Source organism: Mumia sp. (assembly GCF_028803055.1).
Lineage (GTDB): Bacteria > Actinomycetota > Actinomycetes > Propionibacteriales > Nocardioidaceae > Mumia.
The window spans coordinates 1-17213 of record NZ_JARBCJ010000057.1 but is presented as its reverse complement, the minus strand read 5'-3'; the positions used below and the strand labels follow the sequence as shown (position 1 = coordinate 17213).

General features: G+C 71.2%; 18 protein-coding genes. 7 read left to right on the top strand and 11 right to left on the bottom strand.

What is annotated here, in order from left to right:
• Window positions 1-283, top strand: a 283-nt coding sequence (locus tag PV363_RS07640) for an HAD hydrolase family protein (RefSeq protein WP_301022043.1), incomplete at its 5' end; no start/stop codon positions are given.
• A 41-nt stretch (window positions 284-324) separates the two neighbouring features.
• Here PV363_RS07640 and PV363_RS07635 read toward each other — a convergent pair.
• The 8 genes from PV363_RS07635 to PV363_RS07600 all read right to left on the bottom strand — a co-directional run bounded on the left by PV363_RS07635 (window position 325) and on the right by PV363_RS07600 (window position 7512).
• Window positions 325-1713 (bottom strand): 1-acyl-sn-glycerol-3-phosphate acyltransferase, encoded by a 1389-nt coding sequence (locus PV363_RS07635; protein ID WP_366525457.1) that lies wholly within the window; start codon window positions 1711-1713, stop codon window positions 325-327.
• Window positions 1706-2689, bottom strand: a complete 984-nt coding sequence (locus PV363_RS07630; protein WP_220342190.1) for an NAD-dependent epimerase/dehydratase family protein — start codon at window positions 2687-2689, stop codon at window positions 1706-1708. Before PV363_RS07630 ends, PV363_RS07635 begins: the two co-directional genes overlap by 8 nt.
• Before the next feature lie 16 nt (window positions 2690-2705).
• Complete coding sequence (locus tag PV363_RS07625; protein ID WP_019143756.1) at window positions 2706-2807, bottom strand: AURKAIP1/COX24 domain-containing protein; 102 nt, start codon at window positions 2805-2807, stop codon at window positions 2706-2708.
• A 117-nt stretch (window positions 2808-2924) separates the two neighbouring features.
• The gene (locus tag PV363_RS07620; RefSeq protein ID WP_220342191.1) at window positions 2925-4115 is read right to left on the bottom strand and encodes an acetoin utilization protein AcuC; all 1191 of its coding nucleotides are present in this window, start codon (window positions 4113-4115) and stop codon (window positions 2925-2927) included.
• A gap of 64 nt (window positions 4116-4179) precedes the next feature.
• The gene (proC, locus tag PV363_RS07615; protein ID WP_301022042.1) at window positions 4180-4980 is read right to left on the bottom strand and encodes a pyrroline-5-carboxylate reductase; all 801 of its coding nucleotides are present in this window, start codon (window positions 4978-4980) and stop codon (window positions 4180-4182) included.
• A gap of 28 nt (window positions 4981-5008) precedes the next feature.
• Entirely contained in the window at window positions 5009-5620 is a 612-nt protein-coding gene (locus PV363_RS07610) for a TetR family transcriptional regulator (protein ID WP_220342193.1), read from the bottom strand.
• 82 nt (window positions 5621-5702) lie between these two features.
• Complete coding sequence (locus PV363_RS07605) at window positions 5703-6536, bottom strand: sugar phosphate isomerase/epimerase (protein WP_220342194.1); 834 nt, start codon at window positions 6534-6536, stop codon at window positions 5703-5705.
• Window positions 6537-6588: 52 nt separating this feature from the next.
• A complete protein-coding gene (locus PV363_RS07600; RefSeq protein WP_220342195.1) occupies window positions 6589-7512 on the bottom strand; it encodes a Ppx/GppA phosphatase family protein in 924 nt (307 codons plus the stop codon).
• A gap of 49 nt (window positions 7513-7561) precedes the next feature.
• Here PV363_RS07600 and PV363_RS07595 point away from each other — a divergent pair, with 49 nt between their 5' ends.
• The 5 genes from PV363_RS07595 to disA all read left to right on the top strand — a co-directional run bounded on the left by PV363_RS07595 (window position 7562) and on the right by disA (window position 12168).
• Window positions 7562-8308, top strand: coding sequence for a hypothetical protein (locus PV363_RS07595; protein ID WP_301022041.1), 747 nt, complete (start codon window positions 7562-7564; stop codon window positions 8306-8308).
• A 69-nt stretch (window positions 8309-8377) separates the two neighbouring features.
• Window positions 8378-9016, top strand: coding sequence for a VOC family protein (locus tag PV363_RS07590; protein WP_220342197.1), 639 nt, complete (start codon window positions 8378-8380; stop codon window positions 9014-9016).
• 80 nt (window positions 9017-9096) lie between these two features.
• Window positions 9097-9543 (top strand): hypothetical protein, encoded by a 447-nt coding sequence (locus PV363_RS07585; RefSeq protein WP_220342198.1) that lies wholly within the window; start codon window positions 9097-9099, stop codon window positions 9541-9543.
• A 76-nt stretch (window positions 9544-9619) separates the two neighbouring features.
• Window positions 9620-11002, top strand: a complete 1383-nt coding sequence (gene radA, locus PV363_RS07580; protein WP_220342199.1) for a DNA repair protein RadA — start codon at window positions 9620-9622, stop codon at window positions 11000-11002.
• A 77-nt stretch (window positions 11003-11079) separates the two neighbouring features.
• Entirely contained in the window at window positions 11080-12168 is a 1089-nt protein-coding gene (gene disA, locus PV363_RS07575; RefSeq protein WP_301022040.1) for a DNA integrity scanning diadenylate cyclase DisA, read from the top strand.
• A 10-nt stretch (window positions 12169-12178) separates the two neighbouring features.
• On the opposite strand, the gene PV363_RS07570 is transcribed toward disA, so the two are convergent.
• The gene (locus PV363_RS07570; RefSeq protein ID WP_220364862.1) at window positions 12179-12958 is read right to left on the bottom strand and encodes a hypothetical protein; all 780 of its coding nucleotides are present in this window, start codon (window positions 12956-12958) and stop codon (window positions 12179-12181) included.
• 47 nt (window positions 12959-13005) lie between these two features.
• Here PV363_RS07570 and PV363_RS07565 point away from each other — a divergent pair, with 47 nt between their 5' ends.
• Window positions 13006-13917, top strand: a complete 912-nt coding sequence (locus tag PV363_RS07565; protein WP_301022039.1) for an A/G-specific adenine glycosylase — start codon at window positions 13006-13008, stop codon at window positions 13915-13917.
• Window positions 13918-14011: 94 nt separating this feature from the next.
• Here the strand turns inward: PV363_RS07565 and PV363_RS07560 are convergent, their stop codons facing one another.
• Both PV363_RS07560 and PV363_RS07555 read right to left on the bottom strand, forming a co-directional pair.
• A complete protein-coding gene (locus PV363_RS07560; protein ID WP_220345401.1) occupies window positions 14012-16549 on the bottom strand; it encodes an ATP-dependent Clp protease ATP-binding subunit in 2538 nt (845 codons plus the stop codon).
• 205 nt (window positions 16550-16754) lie between these two features.
• Window positions 16755-17213 (bottom strand): GtrA family protein (locus PV363_RS07555; RefSeq protein WP_301022038.1); only part of this gene is annotated, 459 nt, incomplete at its 5' end.

The window sequence follows — 17213 nt, the reverse complement described above, 5'->3', positions numbered from 1 at the left end:
GGCCGACGCGGTGCTGGCGCTCGCTCGAGAGGAGGGTCTCGACCTCGATCGCTGCTCCGCGTACTCCGACTCGTTCAACGACCTGCCGATGCTCTCGCTCGTCGGCCACCCGTACGCGGTCAACCCTGACTCGCACCTGCGCTACCACGCACGCAAGCACGGATGGGACGTCGTCGACTACCGGACGGGGCGCAAGGCGGCCAAGGTCGGTCTCCTCGGCGTGGCGGCCGCCGGAGCGGTGACAGGTGCCGCCCTCGGCGCAGCGCGCGCCCGTCGACACTGAGACCCGCCGACTGAGACCGCCGCCCGGCCGAGGTCGACGACTCAGACGAACGGGTGCCCGCGGTCCACCAGCAGCGCATAGAGCGTCTGCTGGATGGTCTCGCGCACCTGGTCGGTGACGTTGAAGACGAGCATCGGGTCGTCGGCGGCCTCGGGGGGATAGGCGTCGGTGCGGACCGGCTCCCCGAACTCGATGATCCACTTGCTGGGCAACGGGATCAGCCCGAGCGGGCCGAGCCAGGGGAAGAACGGCGTGATCGGGAGGTACGGCAGCCCGAGCAGACGCGCGAGCGAGGGGACGTTGCCGATCATCGGGTAGATCTCCTCGGCGCCCACGATCGACACCGGCACGATCGGCACACCGGCGCGCATCGCCGCAGACACGAAACCGCCGCGTCCGAACCGCTGGAGCTTGTAGCGCTCGCTGTACGGCTTGCCGATCCCCTTGAACCCCTCTGGCCAGACGCCGACGATGTGCCCGTCGCCGAGCAGACGCTCGGCATCCTCGTTGCAGGCCAGCGTCGCGCCCATCTTGCGGGCGAGCTCACCGGCGAACGGCAGCTCGAAGACCAGGTCGGCGCCGAGCAGCCGGAGCGTGCGCTGCGCGTGGTCGTTGACGATCAGCGTCGTCATCGCGGCGTCGACCGGGATGGTGCCGGAGTGGTTCGCGACGACGAGGGCGCCGCCGTCGGAAGGGATGTGCTCCGCCCCGCGAACCTCGATGCGGAACCACTTCTCGGCCAGTGGACGGATCGCCGCCATGCCGATGGCGTGCAGCTGGGAGTCCAGCCCGAACTCGTCGACCTCGTAGTCACCGGCGATCCGCCGGCGCACCAGGGCGAGCAGCTCGGCAGCCTTCGCCTCCCAGTCCTCGCCGAGGACCGAGCGTGCGCCTTCGACCAGCGCAGACACCAGCTCGGCGAGCGGGATGCCCGGGGCCGCCTCTGCGGCGGGCTCCTGCTCGTTGTCCACGACGAGCGAGAACGTGGGCCGCTCGTGGGTGGTCGCCTCCGGAGTGGGCGTCTCCCGGTCCGGCTCCGGTGCGACGTGGAGGGGCTCCGGCTCGACCCGCGCCGGAGTCACCGTGATGACCTCGACCGGGCTGCCGATCGCGGGCACGTCCGCCTTCGGCGCGATCTGCACGGCCGGCTTCTCGACGGGTGCGGGCCGGGAGGAGGGCGCCTTCGCGGCAGGGGCCGCCTTCTTCACGGGCGCCTTCTTGGCGGCGGGTGCCTTCTTGGCCGGCGCTTTCTTCGCAGCCGGAGCCTTCGCGGTGGCTGTCTTCTTGGCGGTGGCTGTCTTCTTGGCGGCGGACGCCTTCTTGGCCGGCGCCTTCTTGGCCGGCGCCTTCTTGACCGAGGCCTTCTTCGCAGCGGTCTTCGTCACCTCCGGCGAGCCGATCGGAGGGTCCTCCTGCGGGGCGTCAGACACGGGTGCCTCCCATCGCGGACAGCACACCGGGCTCGATGGTCTCGGCGAACGCGTCCAGGGTCTGCGGAGTGGAGTAGAGCATCTCGTAGCCGAGCTCACGCTCCAGCTTGGAGCCGTCGCACACCCGGCCGTACTTGAACAGTCGTGCGAGTTCCGGCGTGAAGTCGGAGCTCATCATCCGCACCATGCGCTGGGTGACGCTGTTGAACCCCACCGACGGCAGGCGCAGCAGCGGACGTCCGAGCCGACGTGCCGCCTGGCTCAGCGCGAGGACCTGGGGTCCGACGACGTTGTAGGTGCCGGTGACGTCTCCGGTCGCGGCCAGCGAGAGGACGTTGAGCGCGTCGAACGGGTGCAGGAACTGCAGCCGCGGGTCGTAACCGAGCATCGCCGGCAGGACCGGGAGCTGGAGGTACTCGCTGAAGGGGCCGAGCACGTCGGCCGCCAGGACGTTGCCGAGCCGGAAGGTCGCGATCGTCACGTCGGGCCGACGGCGGCCGAAGCCGCGGACGTACGCCTCGATGTCGACGGCGTCCTTCGGGAAGCCGCTGCCGGCGACCGACCGGGAGGGGGTGTGCTCGGTGAACATCGCCGGGTTGCGCGCCGACGTCCCGTAGACGGCGGTCGAGGACTGGACGACGAGCCGCTCGACCGTCCGGGAGTTCTGGCACGCAGCGAGGAGCTGCATCGTGCCGATGACGTTGATCTCCTTGACCGCGCTGCGCGAGCCGAGCTGGCGCTGCGGGGCCCCGACGTTCATGTGCACCACGGTGTCGACGTCCTCGACGGCCAGGACCTTGCCGATCACCGGCGTGCGGATGTCGGCACGCACGTACTTGATCCCGTGAATGTCGCCGGGCGGCGGCTGGACGTCGAGCCCGACCACCTTGTCGATGCCTGGCGTGACCGCCAGACGACGCGCGAGCCTCGACCCGAGGTCGCGCGCGACGCCGGTCACCAGGACGACGCGACCCATCGTGGTGACCCGGGGGCTACTTGCCGAGACGACGACGCTGGACGCGTGTGCGCTTGAGCATCTTGCGGTGCTTCTTCTTCGACATGCGCTTGCGGCGCTTCTTGATGACAGAACCCACGGTTCACCTTCTCTGCTTCACACGGCCACACACGAGGCGTCCCGGACGTGGGACGACCCAGCCAAGGGTACGGGTTCGGCGGGCATCGGGGTCAAGCGGACCCGGGTTAGGCCGCGATCACGGCATCGGGTCGAGCCCGTACAGAGGGAAGAGCGCGTTGCGGGTGGCGAGGATCTGCCGGTCCAGCCAGCTCGCCGGGTCGTACCCCTCGCGCCAGTCGCGGTAGGACGTGGACCGTCCGTCGGTCATCCGCTGGGGGGCCATGCCCCCGCTCTTGAGCGCGACGACGTGCTCACGCCATGCCGGGGGTGTGGGGGTGTCGAGCTCGATCGGACGTCCGGCGACGATCGCCATCAGGTGCGCCCACGAGCGCGGCACCACGTCGAGCACCGCGTAGCCGCCGCCCCCGAAGCCGACCCAGCGTCCGGCGCACACCTCCTCGGCGAGGTCCCGCAGCGCGAGGTACGACGCACGCTGACCGTCGACGCTCAGCATCAGGTTGGTCAGCGGGTCGTCCATGTGGGAGTCGCACCCCTGCTGGGTCACGAGCACGTCGGGCTTGAACTCTCCGACGAGCTGCGGGACGACCGCGTGGTAGGCGCGCAGCCACCCGGCGTCGGAGGTGCCCGGAGGGAGCGCGACGTTGACCGCGGTGCCGATGCCGTCGTCGGTGCCGATCTCGGTCGCGACCCCGGTGCCGGGAAAGAGCGTCTGCGGAGTCTCGTGGAGCGAGACCGTCAGGACGCGAGGGTCGTCGTAGAAGATCTGCTGGACGCCGTCGCCGTGGTGGGCGTCGACGTCGACGTAGGCGACCCGCTGCGCCCCGTTGTCGAGCAGCCACCGGATCGCGACAGCCACGTCGTTGTAGACGCAGAAGCCGCTCGCGCGGTCCGGCATGGCGTGGTGCAGGCCGCCGCACACGTTGAGCGCGCGCAGGCTCTGACCGGTCCAGACGCGCCGTGCCGCCTCCACGGAGGCGCCGACGATCAGGGCGCCCGCGGTGTGCATGTCGGCAAAGGTCGGGTTGTCGTCGGTGCCGAGCCCGGCGGCGAGGTTCGGGACGGACGGGTCCGCGCTCACCGCGCGGACCGCCTCGATGTAGGCCGGTGTGTGGACGGTCGCGATGAGATCATCGTCGGCAGCCTTCGACCCCACCCGCCGAAGGTCGTCGCCGACCACCCCGAGCTCGGTCGCCAGCTCCATGGCCAGGTCGACCCGGATCGGCGCCATCGGATGGGACGGACCGAAGTTGTAGCCGGTCAGTCGGTCGTCGGAGACGACGCATGCGGTCCCGGGTCGGTCATCCATACCGTCAGCCTAGCCCCGAGCGTGACGTGGGTCTCTGCCCTGTCGCGTCCCCTTCACGACCGCGTCAGTCGCCGATCTCGCGGGAGCGGTCCCGGGCGGCCCGGGTGGCGGCGATGAAGGCAGCGCGCAGCCCGCGCTCCTCCAGCTCGCTCAACGCCGCCGCAGTGGTCCCGCCCGGCGAGGTGACGCGCTCGCGGAGCACCGCCGGGTGCTCGCCGGTCTCGGCGGCCAGCCGGGACGCTCCCACGAATGTCTGAACGGCGAGATCCGTGGCGGTCGCCCGCGGAAGTCCGAGATGGACCCCGGCCTCGACCAGCGCCTCGATCGCGAGGAACACGTACGCCGGACCGGACCCGGAGATCGCTCCGGCGGCGTCCTGGAGCCGCTCGGGGACGCGGACGACGATGCCCACGGCGCTCATGATCTCGTCCACGACGGCGAGCTGCGCGTCGTCGCAGTGCGTCCCCGCGGAGATCACGGCGACGCCGGCCCCGACCTGCGACGGCGTGTTGGGCATGACGCGGACGACCGGCGTGCCCTCGGGGAGCGCCGCCTCGAGCGCCGTCGTCGTGATCCCGACGGCGAGAGACGCGACGAGCGTGCCGGGGCGCAGGCGGGGACCGATCTGAGCCAGGACGCCGGCGACGTCGTACGGCTTGACGCCCACGAGGACGACGTCGGCCTCCGCCGCCGCCGAGAGCGCGTCGGTCACCTCGACCCCGTACGAGGCGCGCAGCGCGGCGGCGTGCTCCTCACGGCGTACCGCCAGCACGAGGTCGGCAGGACGCCAGCCGTGCGCGAGCATCCCCGAGACGATCGCCTCTCCCATCGCGCCGGCACCGACGACCGCAACTCTGCTGCCCATGGTCTGAGGATAGGGGTGACGGTCTCCGTCAGGCGCTGTGGTCGCGTGCCGGCGAGGTGGCGAGGGCGTCGAGGCCGAGGTAGCTCTGCACTGTCGGGCCGACCACGGCGACGAGCTCGTCGACCGTCATCGTGGCGAGCGGCTCCACCTCGAGGAGGTAGCGCGCGGCGACGAGGCCCACCATCTCCGCGAGCAGGAGTGCCGGCACCGCAGGTGGCGCATCCGGCCGGTGGCGCCGCAGCAGCTCCCTCACGGGACCGTCGAGGATGGCGTCGCGGACGATCGCTCCCTGGTCGGCGCTGCCGAGCCCGCTGCGAGCCATCGCGACCACGGCCTCCCGGTTGGCCGGATCGTCCCACGCCGTCAGCATTGCCCGGACGAAGGCGCTGCCAGCGTCGTCGGTCGAGGCCACCAGGACCGGGCCGAGGGCGACGACCGGGTCCACGGGAAGCGCGAGTGCGGCGCGGACGAGTCGCTGCTTGTCCTTGAAGTAGTGGTGGACGAGCGCCGGATCGACGCGGGCCCGCCGTGCGACCGCGCGGATGGACGTGCCGTCGTAGCCGCGCTGCGCGAGCTCGGCCCGTGCGGCGACGACGATCTCGCCCCGCGTGTCGGGTGCGCCCGGGCGTCTTCCTGCCATGGCGGCAGCGTAAGGCCGAGAGGGGGTCGCGAGGCGCTCTTGTTCACACTCGCGGCCCTCGCGTCGTCGGGTGTCCGCCGGGTCAGTGGTCGCCGGAGGGGACGATCGAGGCGAGGTGGAGACGGGTGAACGCCAGCGCTTCGGCCAGATCGGCCTCGCGCTCCGCCCGGTCGGCGGCCTTGCGCGTCGTCACCTCGACCACCACGTCACCGGCGTAACCCCGCTCGGCCAGCACACCGAGGAGCTCGCCCACCGGCTGCTCGCCCCGCCCGGGGACCAGGTGCTCGTCGCGTGCCGACCCCGTGCCGTCGCCGAGGTGGACGTGCGCCAGCCGCCGCCCGAGCTCGCTCGCCATCTCCACCGGGTCGCTGCCCGACGTCGCACAGTGGGAGACGTCCAGGGTGACGTGCTCGTAGCCGAAGACCACCGGGTCCCAGCCGGGCGCGTACGCCTGGAACTCGCGCTTGCCCGTACGCCACGGGTACATGTTCTCGACGGCGAAGACGACCCCGGTGCTCTCCTCGAGCTCGGCGACACCGTCCTCGAACGCGCGTCCGTACTCGCGCTGCCAGCGGAACGGCGGATGCACCACGACCAGTCCGGCGCCGCAGGCGCGCGCCATCTCCGCGCTCTTCTCCAGCTTGACCCAGTGGTCGGTGCCCCAGACCCGCTGGGTGATGAGCAGGCACGGAGCGTGCACCGAGAGCACGTCGATCCCGTGCCGCTCCTGAAGCTCGACGATCGCGTCGATGTCGGCGCTCGTGGCGTCGGTGCCGACCATCACCTCGACGCCGTCGTAGCCGAGGCGCTTGGCGATCTCGAATCCCACCTCCGTCGACTCCGGATAGACCGACGACGTCGACAGCGCCACGCGGGCGGCGGGGACGGAGACGGGGTGAGCGGGGTCGTCGGTCACGGGACCAGGTTACGCGCCGAGGCCCACGGGCCCCGTCGGAGTGCGAAGGGGGTCACATGTGGTCATGGCGCTCGAGCAGGACACCCTCGCGCAGCGCCCACGGGCAGATCTCGAGAGCCGGCAGGTCGAAGAGGTCCATCACGGCGTCGGCGATGACGGCGCCGGCGACCATCTGGTGCGCGCGGTTCGCCGAGACACCGGGACGCTGGGCGATCGCGCTCACCGGCAAGGTCCGCAGCTCCTCGAGGTGGGCGGCCAGCAGGTCGCGCTCGAGGACGCGGCGCACGTACGTCCCTTCCTGGGACGGTGCCGCGCCGCACAGCCTGGCGAGCGAGCGGAACGTCTTGCTCGTCGCGACCGCGTGGTCGAACCCTCCTCCTCGACGGAGCGGACCGACGCTGGCGGCGATCTGCTGACGGACGAACAGGCGTGTCTCCTCGTACTGCGCGTCGGAGGGCACCCCGTCGGGGAAGCGGTCGCGGGTGAGGCGACCCGCGCCCAGCGGCAGGGATGCGCAGACGTCGGGAGTCTCGTCGCGGCCGGCCGCGATCTCGAGCGAGCCGCCACCGATGTCGAACACGCCGAGCCGGCCGGACGACCACCCGAACCATCGGCGGACGGCGAGGAACGTGAGCCGGGCCTCGTCCTCCCCCGGCAGCACCTCGAGCCGGACCCCGGTCTGCGCCTCGACCTTGGCGAGCACGGCGTCGGCGTTGACGGCGTCGCGGACTGCGGAGGTCGCGAAGGCGATCACCTCCGAGCACCCCTTGTCGGCCGCCACGGCACGTGCCTCGTCGACGAAGCGGACCAGCGCCTTGACCCCTCGCGGCTCCACCGCGCCCTCGGCGTCGAGGTGCTCGGCCAGCCGCAGCGGCTCCTTGTAGGTGAAGGCCGGCAACGGCGGAGCGCCCCGGTAGGCGTCGACCACCAGGAGGTGCCCGGTGTTCGAGCCGATGTCCAGGACTCCGATGCGCATGGTGGTGAGCGTACCGAGCGGCCTCGTCTCGCCGGTCTACAGTGAAGTCGTGCCCGAGGTGCTGCTCGACTTTCCCCGCGCGTGGGCGGAGTTCCCCGACCCTGCCGACGACACGCAGGTGTTCCGGTGCGACCTCACCTGGCTCACGTCGCGCTGGACCTGCATCTTCGGACGCGGGTGCCGCGGCATCTATGCCGACGCACCCGACGTGGGCTGCTGCACGCTCGGTGCGCACTTCGCCGACGACGCCGACTACCGGCGCGTCAAGAAGTACGTGAAGAAGCTCGGTCCCGACGACTGGCAGCACCACGCCGAGGGCACCGCGCAGGGGTGGACCGAGACCGACGAGGAGGGTGACCTCAAGACCCGGGCTTACGAGGGTGCGTGCATCTTCCACAACCGCGAGGGCTTCGCCGGTGGCGTCGGGTGCGCCCTCCACAAGTGGGCGCTCGACCACGAGGTGTCACCGGTGCGGACCAAGCCGGACGTGTGCTGGCAGCTTCCGATCCGCCGGCAGTTCCGGGACGTGGAGCGCGGCGACGGCACCTCGTACACGGAGGTGTCCATCGGTGAGTACACGCGGGCCGCGTGGGGTCCGGGAGGCCACGACCTCGACTGGTACTGCTCGGCCAACACCGAGGCCCACGTCGGCCTGGAGCCGGTCTATCTCTCCAACGCCGACGAGCTGACCGCGCTGATGGGCCCGGACGGGTACGCCGCTCTCGTCTCGCTGTGCGAGGAGCACCTCGCCGGCGAGCACCGCAGGACCCGGCACCGCGCCGACCCGGGCGCCTGAGCGACGACCACCGTCCGGAGGACGCACCCCGGTGGCCCGAAGACGATGTGCCGGGGGCCACAATGACCCATGCGCCTGGACCATCTCTCGTTCGCCGCCGGCCCTGACGGGCTGGCCGCCACCACGTCGCGGCTCGGCGAGGCGCTCGGTGCGTCGTTCGTGGACGGCGGCAACCACCCCCGCTTCGGGACCCGCAACATGGTTCTCCCCCTCCTCGGCGACCAGTACCTCGAGGTCGTGGCGGCTCTGGACCACCCGGCGTCGGACAAGGCGCCCTTCGGGCAGGCCGTACGCGCCCGCACCGACCTCGGTGGCGGCTGGCTGGGATGGGTCGTCCGTGTCGACGACATGGGCCCCGTCGAGCACCGCATGGGCCGCCACGCGGTGCCGGGCAACCGGCGTCGACCCGACGGCTTCAACCTCGAGTGGCGGCAGATCGGGGTCCGCGGGACCCAGGCCGACCCCCAGCTGCCGTTCGTGGTGTCGTGGGACGTCCCCGACTCCGAGCACCCGTCCCGCTCGGGTCCGGCGAGCGTGCAGCTGCGCTCTCTCGAGATCGCCGGGTCGCCCGACCGCGTCACCCAGTACCTCGGGGAGTCGGTCCTCCACGCGCTCACCGACGTCGACGTGCGCTGGGTGGCCCCGAACGGGTTGCCGGGCATCGTGGCGGCGACCTTCGCGACGGCCCGCGGTGAGGTCCGCATCTAGGACCGTGCGCCTCGGTTCGTGTGGTTGAACTGAGTACGACAACGGATGTCCGTAGTGATTCCGGACTACACCCTTGATCCATGAGCAGCGTTCTACGGATCTCCGGGCACCTGGGTGACACGGCCACCGTCGTGACCAGCATCGCCGTGACGGCCGTGCTCGGCGCGGTCGGAGCGCACCTCCTCATCCTCCGCAACCTCGACGCCGCCGGCTTCGAGGCCGCGGCCGTGATGTCGGCGCTCGTGGCCTTCAGCTGCTTCGCCGGCGCCCTGGCCCTGATGCGTCTGACGGGCAGGCTCCGTCCGGCGCTGTGGGGCTACCTGCCCGGTCTGGTCGCCGTCCTCGCCACCGGTCTGCTGCTCAGCGAGGGCAGCACCCGGGCCGCCGAGGGCGCCGTGTCGCCCCTGCTCGGCGCCCTGATCCTCGTGCTCCCGAGCACCTGGGTCCCGATCTACGGGGCCGTGCGCGCCCATCTCGACACGCGCCGGGAGGATGCTGCCGCGCGCTCGTGGCGCGGCCGGATCTGAGCAGCTCGGTCACCGCCCACACCGCTACGGGCGCGTCCGTGCAGGACTGTCGGTGCTCTCACCTAACGTGTCCGTCATGGCCAAGACCACGACCCCGGTGCGGTGCACGGAGTGCGGCTGGACGAGCACCAAGTGGGTCGGCAGGTGCGGCGAGTGCCAGGCCTGGGGCACGGTCCAGGAGGTCGGTGCCCCCTCCCCCGCCACCCGCACGGCCGCGACGACGGTGACGCGCAGCGCCCTGCCGATCGGTCAGGTCGACGTCGAGAGCTCTCGCTCACAGCCGACCGGCGTCGCCGAGCTCGACCGGGTCCTCGGCGGTGGTTTCGTCCCCGGGGCCGTGGTGCTGCTCGCCGGCGAGCCCGGAGTCGGCAAGTCGACGCTGCTGCTCGAGGTGGCCGCACGCTGGGCCCGAGGTCTGGCCACGACGCTCTACGTCTCCGGCGAGGAGTCGGTCGCGCAGGTCCGGCTGCGCGCCGACCGCACCGGCGCGGTCCACGACAGCCTCTACCTCGCGAGCGAGACCGACCTCGGCGCCGTCCTCGCCCACGTCGACGAGGTCAAGCCGTCCCTCCTCGTGGTCGACTCCGTCCAGACCATCGGCTCGTCCTCGGTCGACGGCACGCCGGGTGGGGTGACGCAGGTCCGTGAGGTCACCTCGACGCTCATCCAGGTGGCCAAGTCCCGCGACATCCCGACGATCCTCGTCGGCCACGTCACCAAGGACGGATCGATCGCGGGTCCGCGCGTCCTCGAGCACCTCGTCGACGTCGTCCTGCACTTCGAGGGAGACCGCAACTCGCGGCTGCGCCTGGTCCGGGCCGTCAAGAACCGCTACGGCCCGGTCGACGAGATCGGGTGTTTCGACCTCTCCGAGTCCGGCATCGTCGAGGTGCCCGACCCGACCGGGCTCTTCGTGTCGCGTCACCACCAACCGGTCTCCGGCACCTGCATCACCGTGACGATGGAGGGCCGTCGCCCTCTGCTCGCGGAGGTCCAGGCGCTGGTGTCGCCGACGGAGCTGCCGCAGCCACGCCGAGCGACCAGCGGTCTCGACAGCTCGCGGATGGCGATGATCCTGGCCGTCCTCTCGCGACGGTGCGGGCTGGCTCTCGGTCGCGCCGACGTCTACGCCGCGACGGTCGGCGGAGCCCGCCTGAGCGAGCCGTCGGTCGACCTCGCCGCCGCCGTCGCCGTCGCGTCGGCCGCGACGGACACCCTCGTCCCGACCGACCTGGTCGCGCTCGGCGAGGTCGGCCTCGCCGGAGAGGTGCGGCGCGTGACCCACCTGGGGCAACGCCTCCGCGAGGCAGCCCGGCTCGGATTCCGTCGTGCCGTGGTCCCGCGAGACGGCTCCGACGTGACTCCGGGCACCACGGACGTCCCGGGCCTCACCGTCCTGCCGGTCGATGACCTGGCCGGCGCGCTCCGCGCTCTCGGCATCGGCTCTCGCGACGGTTGACGCGCGGCGGCCTCGGCCTCAGGGGCCTGCCATTACACTGACGGAAGTCATTGAATCAGATCTCGCGGGGGAGCCAGGTGTCGATCAACGATCGCGCGAGCGGGACGCCCTCGATCCTCCGGGCGACGCTCGCCTCCGTCGCGCCCGGGACCGCCCTGCGCGAAGGCCTCGAGCGCATCCTGCGCGGCCGCACCGGCGCGCTGATCGTCTTCGGCCAGGACAAGGACATCGACGCCCTCTCGACCGGTGGTTTCGTTCTCGACGTCCCCTTCACGCCCACCGCCCTGCGCGAGCTGGCCAAGATGGACGGCGCGATCATCCTCGACAGGGGCGCCACCCGGATCCTCCGGGCAGGCGTGCACCTGATGCCCGACCCGTCCATCCCCACGCACGAGACGGGCACCCGGCACCGCACCGCCGACCGTGTCGCGCGCCAGACCAACGTCCCGGTGATCTCGGTCTCCGCCTCGATGCACATCATCGCCCTCTACGTCGACGGCACCCGCCGCGTGCTCGAGGAGGCCGGCGCCATCCTCGGTCGCGCCAACCAGGCGCTCGCCACCCTCGAGCGCTACAAGCTGCGGCTCGACGAGGTCTCCGGCGCGCTGTCGGCCCTCGAGATCGAGGACCTGGTGACCGTGCGCGACGTCGCCGCGGTCGCTCAGCGCCTCGAGATGGTGACCCGGATCGCCGCCGAGATCGAGGACTACGTGCTCGAGCTCGGCACCGACGGGCGCCTGCTGTCGCTCCAGCTCGACGAGCTCGTGACCGGCGTCGAGAGCGAGCGTGAGCTGATCGTGCGCGACTACGCGCCAGGCGGCCGTCGCGGCAAGCCTCCCGCCGAGATCCTCGAGGACCTCTCTCACATCGTCGCCGGCGACCTGGTCGACCTCGGCGCCGTGGCCCGCGCCCTCGGCCTCGGCACGGGTGAGCACCTCGAGTCGGCCGTGTCACCCCGCGGCTATCGGCTGCTCGCCAAGATCCCCCGTCTGCCCAACACCGTCATCGAACGCCTCGTCGACCACTTCGGCACCCTGCAGAAGCTCCTCGCGGCGAGCATCGAGGACCTCCAGACCGTCGACGGCGTCGGCGAGTTGCGGGCCCGCAGCGTCCGCGAGGGCCTGTCCCGGCTCGCCGAGTCCAGCATCCTCGAACGCTACGTCTGACGCCTGCGCCTCACGGGGTGCGAGACGTGGCGGGAGCGCTCCCAGGCTTCGGCGGTGTCGCCGGCGTCGCACCCGGGTTCGGCGCCGGCTTCGCGGCCGGCGATGTCGTCGGGGCAGGGGTCGGCGTGGGAGTCGGGGGCGCCACGAGCGTGAACCGTGCGACCGCCGGCTCTCCCCCGAGGATCGCCGCGTACGCGCTGTAGGGCGCCGGCTTCGCGAAGGCGCCCTCCTCGTCGCACGTGTCGGCGTTCGCACGCCCGTCCCACGTCACATCGATCACGGTGGCCCACGTCGGGTGGACGTCGACCGTACGGCCCTGGATCTCGCCGCAGGCCTGGGTGTCCCAGACCGTGGTGTCCTTCGACCTCACGCTCAGCACGAACGTCGAGGGGTCGATGCGCACCGTGCACGGCTTCGTGGCGGTGCTCGACACGCGCAACGTCACCGGCACCGTGCCGCCGGCACGGGCGCCCTCGACGACCGACGGCGTCACGAAGACCGTCTCGGGCGGACACACACCGTCGACGGCGGCGAGGCGGACGTCCACCGCGACGTCCTTGGCCTTGCGGGGCTTGTGTGCCCGGGTCGGAGCCGTGGTGGCAGAGGGCTCCGGCCTGGCGACGGACGTCGACGTCGCTGGCGGCTCTCCGCCCGCCTTCTGGTCGTCTCCCCCGCCGATCACGCGGAGGGCGAGCCAGCCCAGCAGGAGGACGGCCGTCAGGACGACGAGCCGCCGGCGCCAGTAGACACCGGGGGGCAGCTTGCCCGAAGGGCGCATCACCGAGCTCACGCCCACCAAACTAACCGTCGCGCCCGCCGTGGCAGGATCGACTCGCCATGGTCTCTCCCACCTCCTTGACTGGGTCCGCCGTCGCGGAGCCCGACGCCGTGCACGACGCCGTCACGACCTGGTACGCCGCGCACGCCCGTGACCTGCCCTGGCGGCGCGAGACCGCCACGGCCTGGCACGTGCTCGTCTCGGAGATCATGCTCCAGCAGACACCGGTGGAGCGGGTGGTCCCCGTCTACGAGGCCTGGATCGCCCGCTGGCCGACGCCTGGGGCGCTGGCAGCCGAGGCGAGCGGCGAGGCGGTGCGTGCCTGGGGGCGCCTGGGCTATCCCCGCCGGGCGCTCCGACTCCACGCCGCAGCGGTCGCGATGGGCGAGCGCCACGACGGGGTGGTCCCCGACGACCTCGATCAGCTCCGCGCGCTGCCCGGAGTCGGTGAGTACACCGCGGCGGCCGTCGCCGTGTTCGCCTACGGTCGCCGGCACGCCGTTCTGGACACCAACGTCCGGCGCGTCCTCGCCCGGCTCCTCGAGGGCGCGGCCCAGCCGGCGCCGTCCCTGACCATGCCCGAGAGGCTGCTCGCCGCCTCCGTCCTCCCGCCGGACGACGAGACCGCCGCGGTGTGGTCGATCGGGCTGATGGAGCTCGGTGCACTCGTCTGCACCGCCCGTACGCCGTCGTGCGCCGTCTGCCCCGTGCGAGGGGCGTGCCGGTGGTACGCGGCCGGACGGCCGCCGTACGAGGGTCCCGCGCGACGCGGGCAGACCTGGGCAGGCACCGACCGCCAGTGCCGCGGACGGCTGCTGGCCGTCCTCCGTGAGGCCGAAGGCGCCGTCGCGGGCGCAGCACTCCGTGCGGTCTGGGACGACGCCACGCAGCGCGAGCGTGCCCTCGACGGCCTCCTCGACGACGGGCTCGTGGTCACCGCAGGGCCCGACACGTACGCACTCCCCGGCTGAGGGGAGCTGCTCCGCCCGCTCCCGCCGGGTGCGGGGACGACGAAGGGCCCGCGACGGTCGTCGCGGGCCCTTCGTCGTGCGTACGTCGCCGGGATCAGCTGGCGGTGGCGGCGCCACCCTCCGTGCCGGCGTTGCCGCTGCCGGCCGTCGCCTCGAACGGCGTGTCCGGCAGCTCGGCCTTCGGCTCGCCCTTGAAGGTGAAGGTCGCGGTCGGACCCTCGCCCTCGACGTCGACCAGGACGATCTGGCCCGGACGGACCTCACCGAAGAGGAGCTTCTCGGCGAGCGTGTCCTCGATCTCGCGCTGGACCGTACGACGCAACGGCCGAGCACCGAGGACCGGGTCGAAACCACGCCTCGCGAGCAGCTCCTTGGCGGCAGGCGTGAGCTCGAGCGCCATGTCCTTGTCCTTGAGCCGCTTCTCGACGGAGTCGAGCATCATGTCGACCATGTCGATGATCTCGTTCTGGGTCAGCGGCGGGAAGACGACGATCTCGTCGACACGGTTGAGGAACTCGGGACGGAAGTGCTGCTTGAGCTCCTCCGACACCTTGGCCTTCATCTTGTCGTACGAGCCCTGGACGTCGCTGGCCTGGCTGAAGCCGAGGTTGACGCCCTTCGCGATGTCACGCGTGCCCAGGTTGGTCGTCATGATGATGACGGTGTTCTTGAAGTCGATCATCCGGCCCTGCGAGTCGGTCAGGCGACCTTCCTCGAGGATCTGCAGCAGCGAGTTGAAGATGTCCGGGTGGGCCTTCTCGACCTCGTCGAAGAGCACCACCGAGAACGGCTTGCGCCGCACCTTCTCGGTGAGCTGGCCGCCCTCCTCGTAGCCGACGTAGCCCGGAGGCGAACCGAACAGCCGCGAGACGGTGTGCTTCTCCGAGAACTCGCTCATGTCGAGCTGGATGAGCGCGTCGTCGTCGCCGAACAGGAAGTTGGCGAGCGCCTTGGACAGCCACGTCTTGCCGACACCCGAGGGTCCGGCGAAGATGAACGACCCACCGGGACGGCGCGGGTCCTTGAGGCCCGCACGCGTGCGCCGGATCGCCCGGGAGAGCGCCTTGATGGCCTCTTCCTGACCGATGACCCGCTTGTGGAGCTCGTCCTCCATGTTGAGCAGTCGGGTCGACTCCTCCTCGGAGAGCTTCACGATCGGGATTCCCGTCGCCAGGGCGAGCACCTCGGCGATGAGCTCCTCGTCGACCTCGGCGACCTCGTCCATGTCACCGGCGCGCCACTGCTTCTCGCGCTCGGTCTTGGCCGTCAGGAGCTCGCGCTCCTCGTTGCGCAGCGACGCGGCGGACTCGAAGTCCTGGACGTCGATGGCGTTCTCCTTGCGACGGCGGACGTCGACGATCTTCTCGTCGAAGTCGCGCAGGTCCGGCGGAGCGGTCATCCGACGGATCCGCAGCCGGGAGCCGGCCTCGTCGACCAGGTCGATGGCCTTGTCGGGGAGGAACCGGTCGGAGACGTAGCGGTCGGCGAGCGTCGCCGCCGAGACGAGAGCCTCGTCGGTGATCGTCACGCGGTGGTGGGCCTCGTAGCGGTCACGCAGGCCCTTGAGCATCTCGATCGTGTGCGCGATCGACGGCTCCGCGACCTGGATCGGCTGGAAGCGCCGCTCGAGGGCGGCGTCCTTCTCGAAGTGCTTGCGGTACTCGTCGAGCGTCGTGGCACCGACCGTCTGCAGCTCGCCACGGGCCAGCATCGGCTTGAGGATGCTCGCCGCGTCGATCGCGCCCTCGGCCGCGCCTGCGCCGACGAGGGTGTGGATCTCGTCGATGAACAGGATGATGTCGCCGCGGGTGCGGATCTCCTTGAGAACCTTCTTGAGGCGCTCCTCGAAGTCACCGCGGTAGCGGGAGCCGGCGACGAGCGCGCCCAGGTCGAGCGTGTAGATCTGCTTGTCGCGCAGCGTCTCGGGGACGTCGCCGCGGACGATGTCCTGCGCCAGACCCTCGACGACGGTGGTCTTGCCGACGCCGGGCTCGCCGATGAGCACCGGATTGTTCTTGGTGCGGCGCGAGAGGACCTGCATCACGCGCTCGATCTCCTTCTCACGCCCGATGACCGGGTCGAGCTTGCCCTCGCGGGCAGCCTGCGTGAGGTTGCGGCCGAACTGGTCGAGGACCAGCGAGCTGCTCGGGGCAGACTCCCCCGCCGGTGCGCCGGACGCCGCGGTCTCCTTGCCCTGGTAGCCGCTCAGCAGCTGGATGACCTGCTGACGCACGCGGTTGAGGTCGGCGCCGAGCTTGACCAGGACCTGCGCGGCGACACCCTCGCCCTCGCGGATCAGGCCGAGCAGGATGTGCTCGGTGCCGATGTAGCTGTGCCCGAGCTGGAGCGCCTCGCGGAGGCTGAGCTCGAGGACCTTCTTGGCGCGCGGGGTGAAGGGGATGTGTCCGCTCGGGGCCTGCTGGCCCTGGCCGATGATCTCCTCGACCTGCTCGCGCACGGCCTCGAGCGAGATGCCGAGGTTCTCGAGCGCCTTGGCGGCGACTCCCTCACCCTCGTGGATGAGACCAAGAAGGATGTGCTCGGTGCCGATGTAGTTGTGGCTGAGCATGCGCGCCTCTTCCTGGGCGAGCACGACAACACGACGGGCGCGGTCGGTGAACCTCTCGAACATGCAACTCCCCTTGATCCGAGACCTTGTGCAAAGTCGGGTCTCTGTCCACTCCATGCTAGTGGGAGAGGACAACGGCAGTGGACCGCCTGAAAGCGGCGGTGACGCCTGAATACAAGGGATTCGGGGCCTTCGGGCTTCCCGTGTTCACGCAGGGCGAACACCCGACGCGGCGATGTTCACCCAGAGCGAACGGCGGCGCGTCCGCTCAACGGGCGGGGAAGACGAAACGTCGGTAGAGCAGCCAGCGGGTGAAGGTTCCGAGCGCGAGTCCGACAACGTTCGCAGCGACGTTGTCGGCGAGCAACGACGACAGTCCGAGGACGTACCTGCTGACTCCGAGGCACACCGCGGGAATCGCGAGGGCAACGGCATTGGCGACGACGAAGGCCGTGAGGTGCCGCCACATCGAGTCGGGGGCGGCGGCGTCGAACGTCCAGAAGCGGTTGCCGAGGTAGTTGACGATCAACCCTGCGGCCACACCGATCGTGTACGCGGTGATGGGACGGTCGCTCAGCACCGCCAGCGCGCCGCCGTGCACGAGGATGTTGAAGAGTCCCACCGTGGTGACGGTGGAGAGTCCGCCGACCATCAGGAACCTGACGGCCGCGAGCACGCTTCTCCGTCGCCTGCTGAACGTGGAGCCGGAGCCGCCGTCGAGCTGGCT

What these genes read in the sequence shown, in the direction of transcription:
- PV363_RS07600 (WP_220342195.1), bottom strand. Translation starts at nt 7,512, where the DNA reads ATGCGCATCGGAGTCCTGGACATCGGCTCGAACACCGGGCACCTCCTG.
- radA (WP_220342199.1), top strand. Translation starts at nt 9,620, where the DNA reads ATGGCCAAGACCACGACCCCGGTGCGGTGCACGGAGTGCGGCTGGACG.
- PV363_RS07590 (WP_220342197.1), top strand. Translation starts at nt 8,378, where the DNA reads ATGCGCCTGGACCATCTCTCGTTCGCCGCCGGCCCTGACGGGCTGGCC.
- proC (WP_301022042.1), bottom strand. Translation starts at nt 4,980, where the DNA reads ATGGGCAGCAGAGTTGCGGTCGTCGGTGCCGGCGCGATGGGAGAGGCG.
- PV363_RS07630 (WP_220342190.1), bottom strand. Translation starts at nt 2,689, where the DNA reads ATGGGTCGCGTCGTCCTGGTGACCGGCGTCGCGCGCGACCTCGGGTCG.
- PV363_RS07620 (WP_220342191.1), bottom strand. Translation starts at nt 4,115, where the DNA reads ATGGATGACCGACCCGGGACCGCATGCGTCGTCTCCGACGACCGACTG.
- PV363_RS07610 (WP_220342193.1), bottom strand. Translation starts at nt 5,620, where the DNA reads ATGGCAGGAAGACGCCCGGGCGCACCCGACACGCGGGGCGAGATCGTC.
- PV363_RS07565 (WP_301022039.1), top strand. Translation starts at nt 13,006, where the DNA reads ATGGTCTCTCCCACCTCCTTGACTGGGTCCGCCGTCGCGGAGCCCGAC.
- PV363_RS07585 (WP_220342198.1), top strand. Translation starts at nt 9,097, where the DNA reads ATGAGCAGCGTTCTACGGATCTCCGGGCACCTGGGTGACACGGCCACC.
- PV363_RS07560 (WP_220345401.1), bottom strand. Translation starts at nt 16,549, where the DNA reads ATGTTCGAGAGGTTCACCGACCGCGCCCGTCGTGTTGTCGTGCTCGCC.